16 protein-coding genes are annotated in these 20,997 nt (G+C 47.4%); 6 read left to right on the top strand and 10 right to left on the bottom strand.

The features are described 5' to 3' along the window. Positions 1–20 precede the first annotated feature (20 nt). Together RIG61_05240 and RIG61_05235 are read right to left on the bottom strand one after the other, a co-directional pair. On the bottom strand, positions 21–2,396 hold the full coding sequence (locus RIG61_05240; protein ID MEQ9618558.1) for a cation:proton antiporter: 2,376 nt from the start codon (positions 2,394–2,396) through the stop codon (positions 21–23). Positions 2,397–2,763: 367 nt separating this feature from the next. Next, positions 2,764–4,080 carry a hypothetical protein gene (locus RIG61_05235; protein ID MEQ9618557.1) on the bottom strand — a complete coding sequence of 439 codons (1,317 nt, stop codon included), beginning with the start codon at positions 4,078–4,080 and terminating at the stop codon, positions 2,764–2,766. A 378-nt stretch (positions 4,081–4,458) separates the two neighbouring features. On the opposite strand from RIG61_05235, the gene RIG61_05230 reads away from it, so the two are divergent. The 5 genes from RIG61_05230 (at position 4,459) to RIG61_05210 (ending at position 9,454) form a co-directional block, all read left to right on the top strand. Then, on the top strand, positions 4,459–5,529 hold the full coding sequence (locus RIG61_05230; protein ID MEQ9618556.1) for a Gfo/Idh/MocA family oxidoreductase: 1,071 nt from the start codon (positions 4,459–4,461) through the stop codon (positions 5,527–5,529). Positions 5,530–5,570: 41 nt separating this feature from the next. Further along, positions 5,571–6,557, top strand: a complete 987-nt coding sequence (locus tag RIG61_05225) for a glycosyltransferase (protein MEQ9618555.1) — start codon at positions 5,571–5,573, stop codon at positions 6,555–6,557. Continuing rightward, the gene (locus RIG61_05220; GenBank protein ID MEQ9618554.1) at positions 6,523–7,767 is read left to right on the top strand and encodes a glycosyltransferase family 4 protein; all 1,245 of its coding nucleotides are present in this window, start codon (positions 6,523–6,525) and stop codon (positions 7,765–7,767) included. The genes RIG61_05225 and RIG61_05220 overlap by 35 nt, the downstream gene beginning before the upstream one ends. Positions 7,768–8,079: 312 nt before the next feature. Beyond that, positions 8,080–9,000, top strand: coding sequence for a glycosyltransferase (locus RIG61_05215; GenBank protein ID MEQ9618553.1), 921 nt, complete (start codon positions 8,080–8,082; stop codon positions 8,998–9,000). A 115-nt stretch (positions 9,001–9,115) separates the two neighbouring features. Continuing rightward, on the top strand, positions 9,116–9,454 hold the full coding sequence (locus RIG61_05210) for a TfoX/Sxy family protein (protein ID MEQ9618552.1): 339 nt from the start codon (positions 9,116–9,118) through the stop codon (positions 9,452–9,454). Positions 9,455–9,486: 32 nt separating this feature from the next. On the opposite strand, the gene RIG61_05205 is transcribed toward RIG61_05210, so the two are convergent. From RIG61_05205 to RIG61_05190, 4 genes are all read right to left on the bottom strand, one after another. Further along, positions 9,487–11,004 (bottom strand): MFS transporter, encoded by a 1,518-nt coding sequence (locus RIG61_05205; GenBank protein ID MEQ9618551.1) that lies wholly within the window; start codon positions 11,002–11,004, stop codon positions 9,487–9,489. A gap of 214 nt (positions 11,005–11,218) precedes the next feature. Further along, positions 11,219–11,404 (bottom strand): DUF1059 domain-containing protein, encoded by a 186-nt coding sequence (locus tag RIG61_05200; protein MEQ9618550.1) that lies wholly within the window; start codon positions 11,402–11,404, stop codon positions 11,219–11,221. A 218-nt stretch (positions 11,405–11,622) separates the two neighbouring features. Next, entirely contained in the window at positions 11,623–14,529 is a 2,907-nt protein-coding gene (locus RIG61_05195; GenBank protein ID MEQ9618549.1) for a PAS domain S-box protein, read from the bottom strand. Positions 14,530–14,850: 321 nt separating this feature from the next. Continuing rightward, positions 14,851–15,330 (bottom strand): nitroreductase family deazaflavin-dependent oxidoreductase, encoded by a 480-nt coding sequence (locus RIG61_05190; GenBank protein ID MEQ9618548.1) that lies wholly within the window; start codon positions 15,328–15,330, stop codon positions 14,851–14,853. 187 nt (positions 15,331–15,517) lie between these two features. On the opposite strand from RIG61_05190, the gene RIG61_05185 reads away from it, so the two are divergent. Next, positions 15,518–16,015 carry a hypothetical protein gene (locus RIG61_05185; GenBank protein ID MEQ9618547.1) on the top strand — a complete coding sequence of 166 codons (498 nt, stop codon included), beginning with the start codon at positions 15,518–15,520 and terminating at the stop codon, positions 16,013–16,015. 45 nt (positions 16,016–16,060) lie between these two features. Here the strand turns inward: RIG61_05185 and RIG61_05180 are convergent, their stop codons facing one another. The 4 genes from RIG61_05180 to asnB all read right to left on the bottom strand — a co-directional run bounded on the left by RIG61_05180 (position 16,061) and on the right by asnB (position 20,763). Continuing rightward, positions 16,061–16,702, bottom strand: coding sequence for a hypothetical protein (locus RIG61_05180; protein ID MEQ9618546.1), 642 nt, complete (start codon positions 16,700–16,702; stop codon positions 16,061–16,063). Positions 16,703–16,782: 80 nt separating this feature from the next. After that, a complete protein-coding gene (locus RIG61_05175) occupies positions 16,783–18,369 on the bottom strand; it encodes a sodium:solute symporter (protein MEQ9618545.1) in 1,587 nt (528 codons plus the stop codon). A gap of 51 nt (positions 18,370–18,420) precedes the next feature. Then, positions 18,421–19,098 carry an isochorismatase family cysteine hydrolase gene (locus RIG61_05170; GenBank protein ID MEQ9618544.1) on the bottom strand — a complete coding sequence of 226 codons (678 nt, stop codon included), beginning with the start codon at positions 19,096–19,098 and terminating at the stop codon, positions 18,421–18,423. A 72-nt stretch (positions 19,099–19,170) separates the two neighbouring features. Next, entirely contained in the window at positions 19,171–20,763 is a 1,593-nt protein-coding gene (gene asnB, locus RIG61_05165) for an asparagine synthase (glutamine-hydrolyzing) (GenBank protein MEQ9618543.1), read from the bottom strand. Between the last annotated feature and the right edge of the window lie 234 nt (positions 20,764–20,997).

The following is a 20,997-nucleotide window of genomic DNA, read 5'->3' as shown; positions in this document are numbered from 1 at the left end:
CAAACTCCGAACCTTTTTTATTATCCATTAACATAGTTTTTATCAACGTAACACCAGGCCCAGTCTTCCCCGGGTTCGAGAGACTTCACAATAGGATGGCCTGTTTCGTGATGATGTCCGAGCGCGTGCTTGTTTTTAGAAGACTCGCAGCATCCCGTGTGCCCGCACGTCATGCAAATCCTGAGGTGCACCCATCTGTCGCCGGTTTTGATACATTCCTCACACCCCGCCGCACTCGGAACTACAGCTCTCATTTTATCGGCATGTTTGCATTTGGCGGGATCGATATCAGAAGGAGGTTGTACAAACTCCTCGGTGTTAATATAGGGTGCGTCTCTCACTGCTGAATCTTGAATTTCCGCCGAGTCCGCGAGTTCTAAATCAGGCGAGCTTAATAGAGAGGAAAATTCATAGAAGCTTTGTGCGGATCCCGAAAAAAGTATCTGATCATTCAGTTCAAAGAAGAGGTCCGGAGCCGGGTTTATTTTTTCCCCGTCACGCTTGATCTCTTCAAGCGTAATTCCGTAATCTTCGAGATTTAAATCGCGTATAGCTTTACCCGCAATCGGCGTATCCGGTTTGATAATGACCCTCCGAGTATCGAGGCAGTCTTCATTTAAATTCTCACAAGTTATTTTGTTCTTACCAGACAGCTCCGTTTCATCCAGACCAGCATAATTATCGCCCCGCATGGTTTCTATGTGCCTTTCGATCTCCTCCAGAGGAAGCTGGTAATCATGCAGAATACTCACGATTAGCTGAACGATGCTTTCGAGCTCTTCCGGAATGACCACGCTTGCCCCTGCCCTCTTTAGGTCGTCCATATCCTCAGCGTACCGGGTTCTTACGAGTATCAGCATAGTCGGATTGAGATTATGGGCGACGGAGGAAATCCGGTGCGCCATCGAAGGCTCATCGTCGGGAATAATGAGCATCTTCGCGTAGCGTATTCCGGCTAAATCCAGAATATGATATTTGCTTGCGTCCCCGCGTATGACCGGAAACCCCTGAGACTCAGCCTCGTTGGCGCCTAGAGGGCTTAGCGTCGTTATAATATAAGGAATTCCGGAGTTCGACAGAACTCGCACCAGTTTTCTGGCGCATTTTCCGTAACCGGCCACTATCACATGGTTTTGAAGATCGGGAAGATTGTCCTGATTGAGTTGAAATTCCTTTTCCAACGCGCCTTTTTCGTCGGCCATATCGCCCATCCGGCCTTTTAGCTTCATACCTAACTGAGTTAGAAACGGAGTCAGGATCATCAATATTACGGTTGAAGCGATGAATATTTGAGAGCCCGTCTCGGCCATTCCGGCAGGGAACATCCCTACTTCCCTTCCCGCGCGTTCAAGAACAAAGGAGAACTCCCCGATCTGAGCGAGCATCAGCCCCGAGGCAACCGCAACCGGTATTTTGTAGCCGAGAGATACGGCGCTTACACCTGTAGTAAGGACCTTGATTAGAAGAACGACAAAAACTATCAAGGCAATCATGACGAAATTGTCGAGGAAGAAAGTAATATCAAGGAGCATTCCTACGGAGACAAAAAAAGTCGCGCTGAAAAGTGTCTGGAGAGGCAGTATTTCGCTCATGGCATTCTGGGAAAACCTGCTCTCGCTTACGACCAGACCGGCGAGAAACGCGCCCAGTGAGACGCTCACGCCCGCCAGGCTGGTTAAGTACGCAGTCCCGAAACAAATAGCTATTACGCTCAGGAGAAAAATCTCGGGCGAGCAGGCCCTGGATATTATCTCAAGCACCTTAGGCATGAATCTGCGCGCCAGAACCAGCACAGCCGCGATTACCGCGGCTGCCTTCGCAAGCGCAATAACTATCTCCTGGTTGGAGCCTGCCTGCCCTCCCAGTACAGGGACAAGCAAGACCATGGGTATTATGGCCAAGTCCTGAAAAATCAGAAGACCCAGACCGATTTGTCCCGAAGGGGTATTTGTTTCCCCCCTGTCGGCCAGAATCTTGAGCACTATCGCGGTTGAGCTTAACGCTATCAGGAATCCGGTAAAGATACCTATCATCCAGTTTATGCCGAATACCGCGAGAATCAGCATGACCAGAAACGAAGTAAGAATTACCTGTATGCCACCGCCGAAAAAGATCAGCTTTCTAATCTTTCCCAGCTTCTCAAGACTAAACTCCAAACCGATCGTGAAAAGAAGGAGTATTACACCTACTTCCGCGGTCGCCTCTATTAATTCTCTATTCGTAACCAGGCCCGATAAGTTAGGGCTTATCAATACGCCCGCTATTAGAAAGCCTACAATGGGAACCAGGCCCAGCCGCTGGCATATGTATGCGGCGGCGGCGCTTACGACGACGATTGCCACTATCTCGGCCAGAAATGGGGGCGCCGCTCCCGCGAGTAGTATTTCCGGATTCATAATAAAATTCTCAGGAGCTTAATTTACCATCTATTTTCTGATGTAGACTTTTACAGGTCCGGTTACCTGTATTACAGCATGACCCGGCTTGAAGTGTTTGGAACATACTTCTACTGTCAAATTCATTCCTTTATCCGTCATATTCTTCTCTCCGGCATAGCGATTTAAATTTTTACATGATAAAGCCGGATTTAATCATTACTCATCAGCGAAATCAAACTCAGTATATTAAAAGCAAATATAAATGGCAATAAGATATTTTTTGGTGCTTACGATACTTAATTGAAACTATAGGTACCGGACTAACCTGACGATCTTGTAGCAAGGAATATGCGGAGTGGGGAAATATACAGGCGACCAGACAGGTTTAATTTTGTGGAGAAGCAAGGCGGGGAAGATTACTTTTAATTCGATGTAAAAGGCGCACCGAAATACCGCTGCGCATAAGAGAGGCCTGCACCCAATATGAACTTACCGGGGAGCCCAACACTGTTTTCCAGAATTTTAATTTTGGAGCGAATTCTTCAGAGTACGTTTCGCAGGGGTCTTCTTTCAAGAGATAGCTTCCTATTATTTCCGCCTCCAGAGGGGTTGTTTCATGTACGAGCTTTTTAAACATTGATGTTATAATGCGTCTAAACGCATTTACATCCCACTTTCTAAGATCAAAATGACTCTGTTGCATCAGCGCATCTATAAATCCGTGAATACCAAGCCTGAGGTTCTGAAGCCCCCACGCCATGGCGTCGGCATTGATACTTTCCTTTAAAACCGGGACGTATCCACCCCGGTCATCCAGCCGGTAACCCAGCGTTATTCCATGATCTCCTGTTGTTATGAACTCCAGAAAATACTTAATGCGCCAATCGACCGGTATCGATTCGTGAGTGGCGAAATGATAGGAAAATTTCGGATTGTCATCGTGAGCCGTATGATTATTCAGAAGGTCAAGGCCGTAATAAAACCCGTATATTTTTTCTTTGCGCGGGCGATTTGAATTTATAATTTTAATCATTGAATCCTGCATAGTTCCCTGCCACCCCAGGTCTACAATGCCGTAAGGGTATTCATCAAAAAGGCCTTCTTGCTCAAAGTACCCGACGACTTGTTTTCTTTGCTCGCCGGCATTGGCAAGAATACGCGCTTTTACCTCATTGCTAAGAAATAAAGAGCGGACCTCTTGCTCAAAGCAATTGATATTTTCATCCTCCCCGACTCTCAGTCCCGTTTGATCAAAGAATCGTGATTCTACCCACCGGAGGTTCAAGCCGGTCCGATTCGTCAAAATTCTCAAAGAGATAAATGGACTTTTCAATGTTAACCAATCAACATGAACCTCCGTGAGCTCGTTTAAAGAAGGTAAAAACCAGGCCTGCCTCGATCCGTATAAATACTTAAGCTCGATGTTAAAATCGAATCGAACGATCAGCTTCCGTGCAATTTCATATAAAATTTGACCGTCACGGGCTATAAAATATAAACGCTTTATGTTTGCTTTGTGCGCTCCCCTTAAAACCCATATAACGAATGCGGTCAGGATAGGTCCTGAAAAACTTGTCCCCATCGAATAAAGCTTGAGGTCATAGCTTGAACTATAGGATTTTTGGGCGCGCGCCTTTCTACAAGCGCTCGCAACGGCTTCCAAATATATCGAATCGATCTCATTCTCATGAGCATTATCCAATATAATTTTTTCATAGCGGTCTAAAGCGGGATTACCAGTCATAATCCTATTTACGGCAAACGAAGCTTGATTTAGTCATTACTCGTTATGTGGAATCAAACTCAGTATATTAAATGCAGACATAAATGGCAACAATATATTTTTTTCAATGCACTCTTAATGAGCGGGGTCTGGGTCTGGAATCTCCTAACAGCTTTAAGCATTAATAGTTATTTACGCTACTTTTTATTCTTCTAAATACTTCAGCATTAATTTATATTCCGGGCAAACTCATCTATCGGATAAGCCTTATATTGGGTAAAATGCTTTCTAAAACGAGAGCTCACCGGGTATCCGTCCGGCTCAAATATTCGCGGGGGATATTTAAATCAATCCAATATGTCGTCGATTATCAACGTCGGCCTTATCGGCTGCGGCCGTATAGCGAGGCTTGTGCATCTCAACATCCTTAAAAAATCGTCCCAGCTGAGACTCGTGGCCATAGCGGACTCAGACACAGGCGGAAGGGATACGGCCGGTAAGGTTGCACCCGAGGCCTCAGTTTACCCGGACTTTCACGATCTTCTGGCGGCGCCGGACATAGATGCCGTAATAATCTGCCTTCCCAACTCACTTCACGCGGAGGCTGCGCTTGCCGCGCTCGACAGAGGAAAGCATATATACCTTGAAAAACCCCTGGCCGGAAATACGGATGAAGGCAGGAAAGTTATGGATGCGTGGAAGAACAGCAGTCTGACCGGGATGATCGGCTTCAACCTGCGCTTTAACCCGCTGTATCGGGGGATTAAAAAACACATAGAATCGGGCGGAATAGGCAAGGTTACCTATGTGCGTACAGTTTTCTCATCGAGCAGCCATGCCCTGCCCATGTGGAAACGGCACCGGGAAAGCGGAGGAGGCGCTCTGCTCGATCTCGCCTCGCACCATATCGACCTTGTCCGGTACATCCTCGGGACTGAAATCAAAGATGTATTCGCCCGCGTCCGTTCTTACAAGACCGAGCACGACCACGCGGTATTGCAGCTAACTACGGCGGACGGTTTGGAAATACAATCCTTCTTCTCGCTCGATTCAATAGAAAAAGACGAAATAGAGATATACGGCACAAACGGCAAGCTCACCGCTGACCGGTACCTTTCCATAAACGTCGAGGTCACGGAATCCGACGCAAATAATCAAGGCAGGCTCCGCCAGCTACAAAGGGGGATAAGCTCCCTTTTGAGGAGCCCGAATCTGAAGGATAAAATGCTCGCGCCCGGAAGAGAGCCTTCTTTCGAGCTGGCATTGAACCAATTCGCGTCCGCAGTCAGAAACAACCATAAATGCAGTCCTGATTTCGAGGACGGCTATATGAGTTTGTCTGTAATAGAAGCGGCCGAGGAGTCCGCGAGATCGGGAGCTGTAATTTCAATAAATGATTATCCGAAACGGGAATTAACGGGCTTGTGAGCTTCTAAAAAACATATCGGCATAACTCCGGGGCAATAAACATGAAAGACGAAAATTTACCTCAACTGTCTGTCATAATCACCACTGCGTTCGGTTATGATTCAATCCGTACGACTATCGAGCACCTTAACAAACAAACTGTCAGAGAAGCGATCGAAGTTATAATCATAGCTCCTCCGGGGATAGAGAGACCGGCATCCGCTGAAACCGAGTTAGAGGATTTTTACAATACCATTATTATTGAGGCGGACATCGACAACGAGCTCTATCAGGCCTGGGTCGATGCCGTACATCAATCAAGCGCTCCCGTAGTCGCATTCGGCGAGAACCATGCATTTCCCGAACCCGTGTGGGCGGAGGCCCTTGTAGAGGCTCATAAAGGACCGTGGGCCGCCGTGGGGTGTATTCACAAAAATGCAAATCCCCACAGTTTGAGGAGCTGGGCGCAGCTATTCATGACATACGGACCCTGGACAGAACCCCTGGACTCGGGAGAAGTTAACGACCTCCCCGGCCACAACAGCTCCTACAAACGCTCCGTGCTTATTGATTACGGAAGCGAACTCGGACACAAGCTTATAAGAACGAATATCATGCATATGGACCTGCGCTCACGGGGATACCGGCTATATTTTGAATCCGGAGCGAAAGTCCAGCATATCAATATAACCAAAACAAAATCAATTTTGCTCGATTTGTTTTATAACGGCCAGTTATACACCGCCGCCCTGGCACTTCACAAAAAATGGCCGCTATCGAAGCGCATTCTGAACGCTTCTCTTGAGCCGTTAATCATGCTTAAATATTTCCGCGGAACATTACAGAACATCAGACGCGCGGGTTACTGGGGGAAGCTTATGCCTCAGGCGTTACCGATTATTGTCTCCGGACTAACAGCTCATTTTCTGGGGAAATTATGGGGCTATACCGTTGGTTTCGGCTCTGTGCAACAACAAATCAACGATTTTGAATTCGACAGATTCAAGCACCTGATTGAAAAGGACAGAAGGCTTTTATCGAGCCGATGAATACAAGCTTATAAAATTTAATACGATGAAGATACTGCTAGTGAACGATTACGGAGTACCGCTGGGCGGCGCAGAAGTATATATATTGAGACTTCGTAAATTGCTTAGAGATAAAGGTCATGATGCAAGGCTATTCACGAGTAATGTTGCGGCGGATGGACAGGTCAATGAAGCAGACTATACATGCGTTGGAACCACCTCCCCCTTTCGGGCCGCGCTTCAAACTATGAATCCGTGGGCGTATTTAAAGCTCGGGAAAGTAATCAAGGAATTTAAACCCGACGTTGTTCATGTAAAGATATTTCTCACACAGCTATCGCCGCTGATACTGCCCTTGCTAAGGGATATCCCGAGCATTTATCACGTGGCCTGGTACCGCCCTATCTGTCCTACCGGGACGAAGCTTCTTCCCGACGGAAATCTCTGTAACGTAAAACCCGGAATTACCTGCCGGCAGAATAAATGCCTGCCGTCAGGTGACTGGGCCGCTCTCATGCTACAGCTGAAATTATTCAGGCGCTGGCGAGGCGCCTTCAATACGATATTAGCGAATAGTGAATCCGTAAGGGACAAACTGGTCTCATATGGTATTGATAACGCCGAAGTGCTTGACTACTGTATTCCGGAATCCGGAACAGACGTCCACTTATCAGAAACACCTACGGTGGCATTCGCAGGGCGTCTTGTCAGAGAAAAAGGTGCGGACATATTGCTGCGGGCTTTTGCGAATGTATTAAAATTCATCCCCGCTGCCAGATTACTAATAGCCGGGGAGGGAACGGAGTCTGAAAAACTAAGAGGGCTTATTTCCGACCTGAACATGTCCCCGAATGTATCCATGCTCGGGAGTATTCCCAGCTCGCATCTCGATTCCCATTTGAGCGAAGCCTGGGTGCAGGCGGTCCCCTCCGTATGGGAAGAGCCTTTCGGCATGGCAGCCGCAGAGGCGATGATGCGGGGGACGGCGGTTATCGCAAGCGACACCGGAGGGCTTAGAGAAATAATCGACAACGGGAAGAGCGGATTGCTTGTCCCCCCCGGGGACGTAGAAGAACTGACCGTGAAATTGACTCGGCTTTTAGGAGATAAATCACTCGCACAATCCATTGGAAGAGCCGGGCATATGAGCGCATCGTCAAGGTTCAGCGCAGACAAGCACCTGGAGAAATTGATGATTATTTATGAATCGCTCTGCGCTCGTCACAGTTAGCTGCAAAATATCATACTCCAATATTAAACGCACGTATTGAGCTTGTTATGTATAAGTAGTAGTTATTTGCAAAATCTAAAGCATTTCATTAATTGAAAGGATATTTAAAATTTATTATAATAAGCGCGAAGCAAATGGCGCTTATTACAGAAATTCCTCCTCTTTTCTCCCCGGGCATTGACGCGGGCAAGCCGGATTTCATAAAAGCGCGGGCCGAAGACTTTCGATCTTTAACCGGGTCTTTTATATTTAGATACAACGAACAGGGAAAACCCGGATCATCAATATACGGTTGACGAACATTTCTATAAAATGGAAAATGCAAGACCTTCTTTCTCGATCATAATACCGACCTACGAACGATTCAAGGAGCTGGATGCCTGCCTTGATTCGATAACTAATATTGAATATCCCGAAGACAAATTCGAGGTGATAGTAGTCGATGACGGGAGCACAAACAGTCCTGAAGATGTAGTGAAGGCTTATCAGACAAGGATCGATGTCAAATTGATCATTCAGGAGCATGCGGGGCCGGCTGCGGCGCGAAACAGGGGAGCCCGCGAGGCTACTGGCAAATTCCTCGCATTCACGGACGACGACTGCAAGCCTTCTCGTGACTGGCTCGGCAAACTGGCTGACAGGTTTACCCAAGATGAAGACTGCCTTGTAGCCGGAAGAACCGCCAACGCGTTACCGGATAACCCCTACTCGACGGCGAGTCAGCTGATTGTCGATTATCTGCATGCCTATAACAACAACAAAGGGTCAAGGTTTCTTACATCGAATAATATGGCGCTGTCGCGGGAGCGGTTTTGGGAAGCAGGCGGATTCGATACGTCATTCCCTCTTGCCGCCGGGGAGGACCGAGAATTTTGCGACAGGTGTCTTTATAACGGTTTTAGAACTGTCTACGACCCGGATGTGATCGTTAATCACGCCCATCCGCTTACATTCGGGAAATTCCTGAGGCAGCATTTCAATTACGGGATCGGCGCCTTCAATTTTCACGAAATACGGGCAAGAAGGTCCCGGCAAAAAATGCGGATTGAGCCTTTTTCCTTTTATGTCAATTTGATTCTTTACCCCCGGAAGGCCCGGAATAAACAGAAACTAAAACTCTCAGTGCTGATGTTCCTGTCTCAGGTTGCAAACGCGTGGGGCTATTTCCGGAAGAGATCGGCAGAGCTTATCAGAAATAAACAGGATAATCGTAAAGGGTCGCGGCTACATTAAAACACCACTGTGATCTGTTTACGCCTTGATATTTATTCGGCTCACTGTTCAATTTACGGATTGAAATGTCTATAATATGAACTGTCACGACAGAAATTTTCGGGAGAAGCAGCAAATGGCATTCGATGAGAAACTGGCCGGAAGAATAAGGAAGTTACTGGAAGAACGGAATGGAACGGAGAAGAAGATGTTCGGCGGCATCGCTTTCATGCTGAGCGGACACATGTGCTGCGGTGTCCTGGACGACCAGCTGATGGCCAGGGTCGGGCCGGACCGGTATGAAAGCGCCCTCGATGAAAAACACGTAAGGGTTATGGACTTTACGGGAAAACCGATGAAGGGCTACGTTTACGTCGGGCCCGGAGGATGCAGGTCGGACAAGGATCTCAAGAAATGGGTCGGGCGGTGCGTTGAGTTCGTATCGACGCTTCCGCCTAGGAAGGCGAAGAAGTAATATTTACTAGCAGCGAAAGCGCATTATACACGTTAAACCATCCTGCTCTTACCTTCTATATAAATAAGTGAAAGCACCGCTCCCGCAATGGAAATCAGCGAGACAAAGAGCATGGCATCGTGGAGGCCCAGGATATAGGAATCGTGCACTATGGAAACTATCTTTTCACCGACAGCGGGACTGAACTGCTCGACCAACCGGCTTTTCGACTCCAGGCCTGAAAGGAAATTTTCGACTGTATTTCTCTCCGCCCCATTGAGCGTAATTCCGGCGTGACCGATTGTGGACGCCAGGCTTCTCTTGCTTATATCCGTAAAGATGGCGGTGGAGACGGCGAGACCGAGCGCCCCGCCGCCTATCTGGAACATATAGATAAGCCCCCCCGCCAGACTAGACCTCGATTGATTCACCGCGCCTATAGCCGCGGTTGTAATCGAGGAGAACCCGATTCCCAAACCTATACCAAGAATTACTTGCCCGGGTAAAAGGGACGTATAGCCTGATTCGGGAGTCAGGAGGGAGAAGAGAAAAGCCCCCAGCGCTATCAGGACGGCGGCCGCCGATACTATGAATTTAGGTCCGAAGACATTATACAGCTTTCCGGCAAAAGGAGACACGAATGCCCATACCAGCATTGCCGGGACCATTCCAATCCCCGCCTTCAGGGATGAAAAACCCAGAAACTGCTCCATATATTGAGGCAGATAGAGAAGCGCGGCAAAAAACGCCGGGGATATCATGGAAATTACGAAACATGGAATCATAAAACCCCTGTTTTGCATAAGATCGGGAGGTACAAGAGCGCTCGGCACCCTTTTCTCGATTGATAAAAAAGTAATAATCAAAATAAGTGACAGAACCAGGAGACCTAAGGTATAAAGTGAGCTCCACCCCCACGAGGCCGACTGATTCAGAGCGTACATGAGGAGCACGAGCCCGAGCGACAACGTCGCGATCCCCTCATAGTCGATTTTCTCCCCGTGGGTTTTTACATCTTTAATCCTTACGCTGAAAAAAGTGATAGCCGCTGTCAGTATGCCCAGAGGCACGTTTAAAAGAAGAATCCATCTCCAGCTCAAGAACTCGGTAAACGCGCCTCCAGTAATAGGCCCGATTGATTGGCCGAGGCCAGCAGAGCCCAGAATCAAGCCAAACGCCAGGCCGCGCCTGTCGTCCGAAACGGAAGCGTTTATTATTCCGATTATGGAAGGCCAGAGAATCGCGGCTCCGAATCCCTGCACTACTCTCGCGCAGATGAGCCAGGTGTCTGACTGAGCCAAGCCGCCCAACAAGGAAGCGCCTGAAAAGATTAAAATGGAGATGTAGAATAACTTCTTCCTGCCGAATATGTCGGCAAGCCTTCCGCCCGTAACTATGAACATCGAAAACGCCAGGAGATAACCGTTTATAACCCACTCGATCTTGGAGAGGTGTGAATCGAACTGTTTCTCGATAACGGGAAGGGCCACGTTCATCGCGGAGATGTCCATGGCGAGAAGAAGGACCCCGATCCCCATTGCGGTGAATACGATTATAAGGTGCCTGCTCAATCTCCCCTCGCCTTTTATTCAGATATTACGACAGGACTATATGAGAAAAAAACTAATTCCAAAAGCGGTTCGACCGCAAGTTAAATTGGAACAAGACAGAATGTAATCCCTGATTGCCACTCCGATGTCCTTCTTTAAACAGCGTTTCCCGTTAAAATCCAGCTTATCTGATGAGCCTATTATAGAAGGTCAGGCCGCTCTATAAAATCCCCGGTTAGTCTTCGTCTTCGAGCATAGCTCTAATTTGCTCTTTAAGTTCAGGCGTATCTTCATGGCCGTGGATAGTAATTGCATGATATACAGCAATTGGTAAAACTTCCTCTTCCGTTCCACTTATAGCGAGTGTGCAGTTGCTCTCGCTCGGCATTTTTCTACAATCTATTTTCTTTCTTTCTCCCATAATTAGGCCTCCTCATAGATGTTAAGGCTATAATTTTCATATTGTATCATTTTGAAAATCTATTGTATATATAGTTTGTACTGCGCCACTTTCGTCAGGCCCGGTCTAGGCTGGAATTATGAAGAATATTTCCAAGGTTATACGTTCTCTGCTGTAAGAAACTCTTTCTAATTCGCGACAGGGAAAGAGACCGTCAGAAACACCCGCAGTGAGAACTGTTATCTTTCGGTGCAAATTACCTTGTGCAATACCATAATTAGTTCCTGAACATCGTATGGCTTGCTAACAATCCCCTTAAATCCATACTTCTCAAAATCCGCCATCTCCGGGTCGTTTAAATATCCACTCGATACTATCCCCCTGACATTCGGGTCTATCATGATCAGATTCTCCATTGTTTCCTTGCCGCCCATTCCCCCCGGTACAGTCAGGTCGAGTATAACGGCATCAAAAGCATTTCCCCTCTTCATAGCTTCTTTATACAACTCCAACGCCTCTGCCCCGTCTTTCGCAAACCGGACTTCATATCCCGTATCCTCCAATATAAATTCAACGACTTTTCTAATCATTTCTTCGTCATCCATCACGAGTATTCTTCCCTCTCCATCCTCCAGAACATTCTTTACCCCCTCTTTATATTTTTGAATACGTTCCCCACTTGCAGGAATGTACACAGAGAAGATTGTTCCCTCCCCCATCTCGGAGTTTACGGTGATTAGCCCCGCGTGCTTGTTGATTATTGAGTAGCATATCGCAAGGCCAAGACCGCTTCCTCTCTGCTTCGTTGTAAAATAAGGATCAAATATCTTCTGTAAGTATTCCTTAGGTATTCCAGTCCCCGAATCTTTTACGCTTATCCTTACGTAACGTCCCTCTCTCAAAGTATTATGTTTTTTAACTTCAGTTGTATTCTCGGCACTCAGCCGGATAACCCCTCCTTCCGGCATTGCCTGCTGTGCATTTATCACAAGGTTGTTTATGACCTGACTAATCTGCCCTTTATCAACTTCTGCCGACCAGAGGTCCGAGGGTATGGTATATTCACATCTGACATTGGATCCCGTTAAGACAAAACCAGCAGATTCCCTTATTATATCGTCAAGAGATGATAATTGCTTTATCGGCGCTTCGCCCTTGGAGAAGGTAAGCAGCTGACTGGTTAAATTAGTCGCCCTCAGTGTTGCTTTCTCCGCCTCTTGCAGCATTTCATTAATAGGCCTACCTTTTTCCGCGCGTAATCTGGCAACGGAGATGTTGCCCATTATTCCGGTTAACAGGTTGTTGAAGTCATGTGCAATTCCACCGGCCAGGATACCTACGGATTCCAGTTTCTGTACCTTAAGAAGCTCTTCCTCCATGCGTTTCCGTTCGGTGATGTCAATATCCATACAAATGAATTCTTTTTTGCCTCCCGATGAGGGAATGGGAAATATTGTAGAATAGACAGTACCTTTATTCCCTTCTCTGCCCTTATAATTCCATTCACTGGGACCAAAAGGTTCATTTGATTTATCTACAGACTTGAGGACTGAAACAAACTCATTTGTGGATTCCTTGTCTAATATTAATTGATCCAGAGTTTTTCCCAATGCCTGATCCCGCGACCAACCAAATATATTCTCCGCAGCTTTGTTCCAGTATAAAACCCTGCCGTCTATATCATAACTCTGGATTGACACGTTTGGAGTATTGTTTAATACAGCACTTAATCGTTCCTCACTTTCAAGAAGCAACTCCGCCTGTTTGGCGTTCTTTATTGCAACCGAAATTTGATGCGACACTGCCTCAAGCAGCTTTAACTCTTCTCTATCAAAAGTATTCTTTTGTTTGGAAGTAATGTTTATACAACCTACAGTCTTATCTTCATTTACCAGGGGCATGGACAAATAACTTTTTATTCCCTCTTTCTTTCCGGCAGGACCTATATAATTATCCTTTCCCGCATCCGCGCAATACCTGGGTTCCCCTTCCAGTATGGTCTTCCATGTAAAACCCTTCGGATAGGGGATTCTTCCGGCCCGCTTTATATAAGAGTCGGTCAAACCTCCGTGGGCTTTCAAAACAGCCTCCTCTCCTTCTACCATGTAAATCCCAACAATATCCACAACCTCTATATTCTCGATCAGGGATACGGCTGCATTCTCGAGAACTTCCTGTAAATCGAGTGAACTGTGGACATTCTGTACAACGGTTCTTATGATTTCCTCATACCGGCTCTTTCTCGCCAGGTCTCTGTACAGCTTGGCCTTGGCTATGGCTGTAGCGATCTGATCGCCGATAGAGGTAAGCAAGGCTACCTCCTGCTCCCCGAATGTTCGCTCTTTATAGCTGGAGAACCAGATGACTCCTATTACTCCCTCCCGCGAAGTTATAGGTATTCCCAGGACAGCCAGATGTCCGAGGCTCTTGCCTGCTTGTCCAATATTCGGATCTTTTTGGATATTTTCGATATTTAGCACCTTGCCGGAGTTAATAACTTCCCATGTAATACCACTGGAATATGGTATTCGCTGAGCCCTGCCAATGTACTCTTCAGGCAGGTTCCTGTAGGCCTGGAGAACGGCTTCTTTTCTACCTCTATCCACCAGATATATACATGCTATATCTACATTTTCCAGCTCTGTGGCCATATCCAGGGCAATCTTGTAAACCTCATCCAGATCATGGGATTTGTGTACTGCCTGGGTGACGGTATTCAGCATTTCTAGGTTCTTGTTTTTCCACTTTAATTCCTTCTCGGTTCTCTCGCGCTCGGTAATGTCGCGGATAGCCGATATGACAAGAAATTCATCCCCATTTCTCCATGGAGACAGGCTGATCTCCAATGGAACTTCGCTTCCGTCTCTACGTCTTCCAATAACGCTTATACCTCTTCCCATAGGCCTTACTTTAGGTTCATCATAGTAGCTCCCACGATGTCTCTTGTGTTCTTTACGAAAACGCTCAGGCAACAAGATCTCGACCGTCTCTCCGAGCAATTCCTCTTCAGAGTAGCCGAATAATTTTTCTGTCTGGTGGTTGATCAGTACAATCTTCCCCTCGTTGTTAGTAACAACCATGGCATCGGGGACGTTATCCAGAATACTAAAGAAGTCATTTTTATGTGCATCCGGGTTCTTGTACACAGAAATCACTCCTCGTTATATAGTGGCTGCATTCTCATTGTTGTTATTTATTATCCAAATCATACTGTTCTTGATTAAAAAACCTGTTTTTTAAGTATAGTGCGCTTTTTAGTCAAGCGGCGTTTATATCCGGATATTGCCGCAGGCTTAAATGAGAAAGAAACTAATTCCAGCGGCGGCTAGGTTATATTTTCCTTGTTGCTGTTTCCAGGATTTTCGAAGCTGTTGCGGGCGGGACACGGAAGAGTAATTGCCGATTAATCTCCAACAAGACCGGGTTAGAAATTTTATATAGAAATATTAGCGTCTTAGGTACTAATATTACAAAGGTTTAAGCACAACGACCGGAATTTGTCTCTCCCCCGCTCTCTTCCTGTATTTCTCGTACCCGGAGTAAAGCTTGACGGCTTTTTGCCAGAGCCTCTCGCGCTCTTCCCCTTCCGCATCTGTCGCTGTACAGGTTTTTGTTTCACCGCCGAGGAATACCTCGACTTCGGGATTTGCCCGGAGATTTATATACCAGGAGGGGTGGCTCGGGTTCCCTCTCTTAGACGCAATCAGAACGATGTTGCCGCCGTCCTCGATGTAGACCAGAGGGGTCGTCCTCGGTCTGCCCGTTCTGGCGCCCTTTGTAGTGAGCACGAGGCACGGCCATGCGAAGGTGGTGTTCAGCCGCCCGCCCGAAGCCTTAATAAGCCATTTATCCAGATGCGACCCGAGATTTATAATCGTCCACGCCCCTACCCTCGTCGAGCCGTACCAGGCGAGCGCATCTTTTAAGAATCCGCTTTTATCCTTCATGTCAGTCATCTTGTACCGGAATAAGCCCCATTCAATTTAATATTAACACGAATACGCCCGTAGTCGGGAATCCGGAGGATCAATACAAACTTTACGTATTAAAGCGCAGAGAATCTAAATTAGCCTGGGGAGATTTTCACACCGCTTTTTTATCTTGCAAAATATGAGTTATATTTTCTAATCAATTATGAGATTTCGGATTCTGTATGCGGCTTTTTTCGTACTCCTGCTCACCTCCTGCGCCAATATGGGACGTATAACGGAGATCGTTGACCCTGAGGAGGTGAATAGGGAGAATCTAAAGAACCTGCCCTACGAAACCACCCCGGAGTACCGATTCAGGGTCGGGATGACGAGAAAAGTCCCCGGGGATAAGGGGGCAATACTCAGGAACGTGGACAGGCAGTTTACAGAATTCAGTGATTGTTACGGTATTAAGGACGGAGGAAAGCAGGCGAGACAATATTTAGTCGCGGTCGTGAACGGGACATTCGAGTGCGAATACCACAAGGGGAAGTGTAACGGAGAGTACGACCCCGCAAACTCGCTTATAATAGTGAGCTACAAGGCGTTTAACAGAAAGGGAATATTGCCGCTACTGAAGCACGAGTGGGCTCACGTTTACGGGATACTCGGCAACGACCACAAAAATTTGAAAACCGTTCAGAAATGTACGAGGTATTGAGCCTGAAAAAGAACGGGCGGGGTTAATTAGAGCGCGGGAAGTCTGTTACCTGATATCATATTTCTCATCATAACCCGTCGGTTTACTGTAATCACCATCGAGGAACATCTCCTTTGCGGGGTCGATTTTCTTCGTTCCCCGTTTCTTATCGAGCTCGTCCTCGAATTTCGCCTGGTGCACGGGCTTGTACGTGTATTCGACCTTTACCATATTATCCTTCTGATTCGTATGGAGGACCAGTTTTACGTCCGGCATCTGCCATGTCCAGGTTTTAAAATAAAGCATGCTGTCGGAACTCGAAGGCTCGCCGTATTTATCGGTTAAATATCTGGTCAGCATATTCTCGAGCTCGAGCTCCTCGAAGGAATCCTGCGCGTTGAGTATGAGAGAGGTTGAGAGGAGCTTCTTGTCGTAGAATTCAAGTCCGGTACTGACGTCTCTTCCTTCAAGGTCAAGCGGGAGATCGACTATTACTCCCTGCATAAGCATGGTCCTGATTTTCTTGGAGTCCACTTTATTATCGATCAGCCTCTTCCCGTTTGAGTCGATTATATTCTCAGCATCCTTGTGGGATATGCCGAATGAGAAACCAAGCGGAGAAAGATCGCTCTCCTGCGCTTCGGAGCCAGCGACGATCACCACGCCGAACATTATTAAAATAGCCGATAACAGTTTTAAAAGATTCATTCTTTGCCTCCCTTGAACCCTCGCTTTAAATATAATCTACAGCTTAAAATGATAAAGACCCCGGAGCGGAAATCAAGTATTTATCCGAGCCAGAGGCGCTGAACGGCGTAACTCAAGAAAATGATTGCAAAAAAATAGAGCACCAATATTATATAGCCTCTCCTCCAATTGCCTCCCTCATCCGCAAAAGCCCTCCCGGAAGTCTCGGCAATTTTTTTATTGGGATAAAAGAAGCTCAGCAGATATCCCGTCCCGATAGCCGATAAACATCCCGTCACGTTCCACCAAAGCCATGAGACTCCCGGAAACCCTATCCAGAGGATGAGATTGACCGATACGCCGGCGAGCACGCCGGCTTTGGCTCCGGCGGCGCTCGTTCTCCTGATAAGTATTCCCAGGACAAAAGCGGCCAGAACAGGACCGTAAAAAAGAGAGCCCACCTTGTTTATAGCCTCTATTATCGTGTCGGAAATACTACCCACGAAAAACGCGAACCCGGTGCATACGGCGCCCCAGAAAACGGTCAGGATTTTCGACCACAGAAAATAGTGCTTGCCGTCCGCTTCGGGCCTTACGTAGCGCTGATAAATGTCTCTCATGGTCGCCGCGCTCAGGGAATTGATAGAGGAGTCGAGGCTCGACATAAACGCCGCAAGCAGCGCCACAACTATGAAACCGATAAGGCCGTGGGGGAGATAATTCAGCACGAATACAGGGACCATGTAATCGACCTTGTCTTTTGGTATGAGGCTCATGAAATATTCGTTCCGGTAGGCGAAGGCGCCGATCAGGAGGCCCATGGCGAGGTAGGCGGACACGATAAAAAAACGCGCTATGCCATTTAGCATAAGCGACCTCTTCGCGTCATCCAGTGTTTTAGCGCAGATCTCACGCTGTATCTGGCTCTGATCACAGCCGTAATAGGATATGTAGAGGAAGAAACCGCCCAGAAGAAGAGCCCAGAAGCTGAAGTCGTCGCCGTCTCCGAAGCCGTGCGTACTGAGCCTCATAATTTCCAGACGCTCCTTTTCAAACGCCGAGAAAACATTCTCCCACCCTCCGGTGAGATTATAGGCGGCTATACCGCAAATCAGGATTCCCGCGGTAAGTATGACCATCTGAATAACATCGCTGAAGACAACGGCCTTGATGCCTCCCCAGACGTCGTATATTACAGTTACTACACCTATCGCAAGGATTGTAGGGACGAGGGGAAATTTCCACACGGCAGAGAGAACAAGACCTATGGCGTAAATGCTTACCCCTGTCGCAAGCCCCCTTCCTATCTGGAATATAAAGCTCACGATAGAGCGCGTCGCGGGGTCGAAGCGCCTCTCAAGATACTCGTAAACGCTTACGACTTTCTCAGCGTGTATAACGGGAATGATAAAAATCATCACGAAGATGACGGCTGCCGGGACCGCGAACTCGTAACCGAGCCATGTAAGCCCGCCCCCGGGCTTGAGCGCCACAAAGGCAGGGGCGGAAATAAAGCTTATCGCGCCAAGCTGCGTCGCCATAGTGGACAGCCCTATGGTCCACCAGGGTAAAGACCTTCCTCCGAGATAGTAGTCTTCGACACTGTCCTGCCTCCGGCTTAGGTACCTGCTGAGGGTGAGCAGGACAACTATGTAAACAATAACGACAAGCCAGTCGAGTACGTTCATTGCCGTTTAATTTAAAGGAAAAAGCGGGCTGAAATCAAATCCCGGTTTTTATCAAGCCTGGCCTTCGGAACTTACGAGAGAAACGGACGGCGGCTCTATGCCGGTAAGAATAAGATCTTTATTATCTATCTTTTGAATCAGTTTTTGCGAGGACATTACCCAGCCGTAGGCTTCGGATATCTGCATCAGGGAGGCGAGTTGAAGCTTTTCCTCTCTGGACGCAACACAGTCGTCCAGCACAATGACGTCGTACCCCTTGTTAAAGGCGTCTCTGACGGAACTCTCCACGCATATGTAGGCATCAATGCCCGTGAAAATTATGGTGTCTGCGCCGAAGGACCTGAGCCACAGCTCGAACTCGGTATCCTGAAAGACGGAATCCCGTCTCTTCTCGACAATATAGTCGTCCGGTTCGGGATAGATTTCGTCTATTACGTCAGCATCCCATGTATCTTTGATACACAGATGCATATCGTCGAGCTTCTCCCTGCGGCTCTCGGGAATGATTTTGTGGACTCTGTCGAGGAGATCGAGTCCCGAAGCCTCCCTTATGGCCTTGGCGTAATAAACGGGTATGCCCTTCCTGCGCATGAAACCTATGATGGTCTGCAGATTGGGGATTATATCCCTGTAGGGCTTGATATTGAACCCGAACTTGTCGAATGATCCGCCAATCCCGCAAAATCCGTTCTGCATGTCCACTACAAGGAGCACCGGTCTTATATGCATGTCTTTTAAAATCCTCCCCGGCCGGGACAAACCGGCCTGAACTTTAATCTCAATTGATGAATTATGACACCTCTAATTCTCCCCGTGATCCGCGATAAACTCGACGTTGTTCTTCTCGGTGATTTCACTCAGCAAGGCCGCCATTTCAGGTGTTCCGTAATGATTTCCGAGGTAACGATAATTGCTCCCGTAATCAAGCAGGTCGACTTCCTTGACCTCTCTTCCCTCGAAATGCTTGGCGGCAATCGATTCGATCATTTCGTGAATACCCGTTCCTTCCTGTGCGGGTGATTTCTCCCTGTAGGCAAACTCTCTGGGGATGCCCTTCCTGAGCGCAAGCTCTCTGTGCACGCGTTTTCCGTAAACGTCATCAGCGTTATTGAGCTTCAGATGGGGGGCTATCCTCATAGCGGTTCTGATAAGCTCCCTGTCCAGAAACGGAGCCCTTATTTCAATCGAGTGGGCCATGGCCATACGGTCTTCCCTCTCGAGAGTGTCCTCGTAGAGCTTGTCGATATCTTCCCACAGTTTGTTGTGAAGACAAAGATGACCTTCATCTTTCACGACATCGCGGTACCAAGTGTAGCCGGCGAAGAGCTCGTCCGCCGCCTGGCCGCTGAACATGACCTTGTGCCCATCCTCACTACACTTCCTGGCGGCAATGTACATCGGAATCGCCACCTCAACCTGCAGCAGGCCGTTAAGTTCTATAGCCTCGATGATTTCGGCAAGATATTTGCGGATCAGATTTTCCGTAAGGTATTCGACCCTGATATCGAGACCCAGCTCCTTTGCGGCCTTCAAGGCCATTTCCATATCGGAGCTGCCCCTGGTTCCGACCGTATAACATGTAACCTTGAGACCCTTGAGCTGCAGCGCGCGGGCCACCAGAACACTGTCTATACCGCCTGAAAACAACACCCCGACTTTATCCAGCCCGTAAACGCGCTTATCCATGGAACGCTCAAAAGCATCTTCGTATGCGTTTAACGCTTCATCCATATCGTTTATTTCTATCGGCGGTTTTTCGATCTCATATCCGTCATGAATCTTAATTTCGTTGTTCCTGACTTCTACTAATTTACCGGGCATTACCCTCTTCAAATTTCCATTTCCGCTTACCAGCGCTTTTCTCTCGGATGCGAAATAAAAAGGGAACCCGTTCGTGAAGTAAAGCGGCTTTTTGCCTATCGGATCTCTGGCGAGAACCAGGGACTTTCCATCCGTGATTGCGAACGCGTACATTCCGTCGAGAAGGGGCATCGCTTTTTTAACAGCGTCCAGAAGATCGCCCGTATAGTATTCTTCTATAAGGTGGACGAGGATCTCACTGTCGCTCTCGCTGGACATATCCCTGTGCTGGAGGAGTTTTCTCAATTCTTTATGATTATATATTTCCCCGTTATGCACAAGAGTTGTACGCTCTCCCGAAACAGGCTGTACACCGTCGCGCCCGCCGACTATTTCGAGCCTTGCCTGCGCGAGAGAGATATTCCCGTCTCTCTTGTCGAATTCCAAATCTTCTATACCGAGCCCCGTACGGATTTCACCATCCAGATATACGCCGACCTGATCAGGCCCCCTGTGGCGTATCCTCTCAAGCATATTTAAATTATCCGACAACGGAATGTCATCATCGTCAATAAACCCACATATGCCACACATAAATAAATTCCTCCCTGCTTTTACGCAAAGTGATTTTTTAAAACGACTCCAATATCAAAGTATCGAAAACCAGTGCTTTTTACGGCAGAAATTTCTAAGTATTAATCAGAGTGAAATGAATTTTAAATTTTCTTTTTATTTGGATTAGTATAGAAAATATACCCGATGGGATAACGGAAATCAAGCAATATCCTCTACGAATACTATTAGTTATATTTAATATATACTATATAT

The sequence above is a fragment of the Deltaproteobacteria bacterium genome, assembly GCA_040223695.1.
Lineage (GTDB): Bacteria > Desulfobacterota_D > UBA1144 > Nemesobacterales > UBA2774 > JAVKFU01.
Note: the sequence above shows the minus strand (reverse complement) of the source record. Positions and strands in the feature narration are given on the sequence as shown.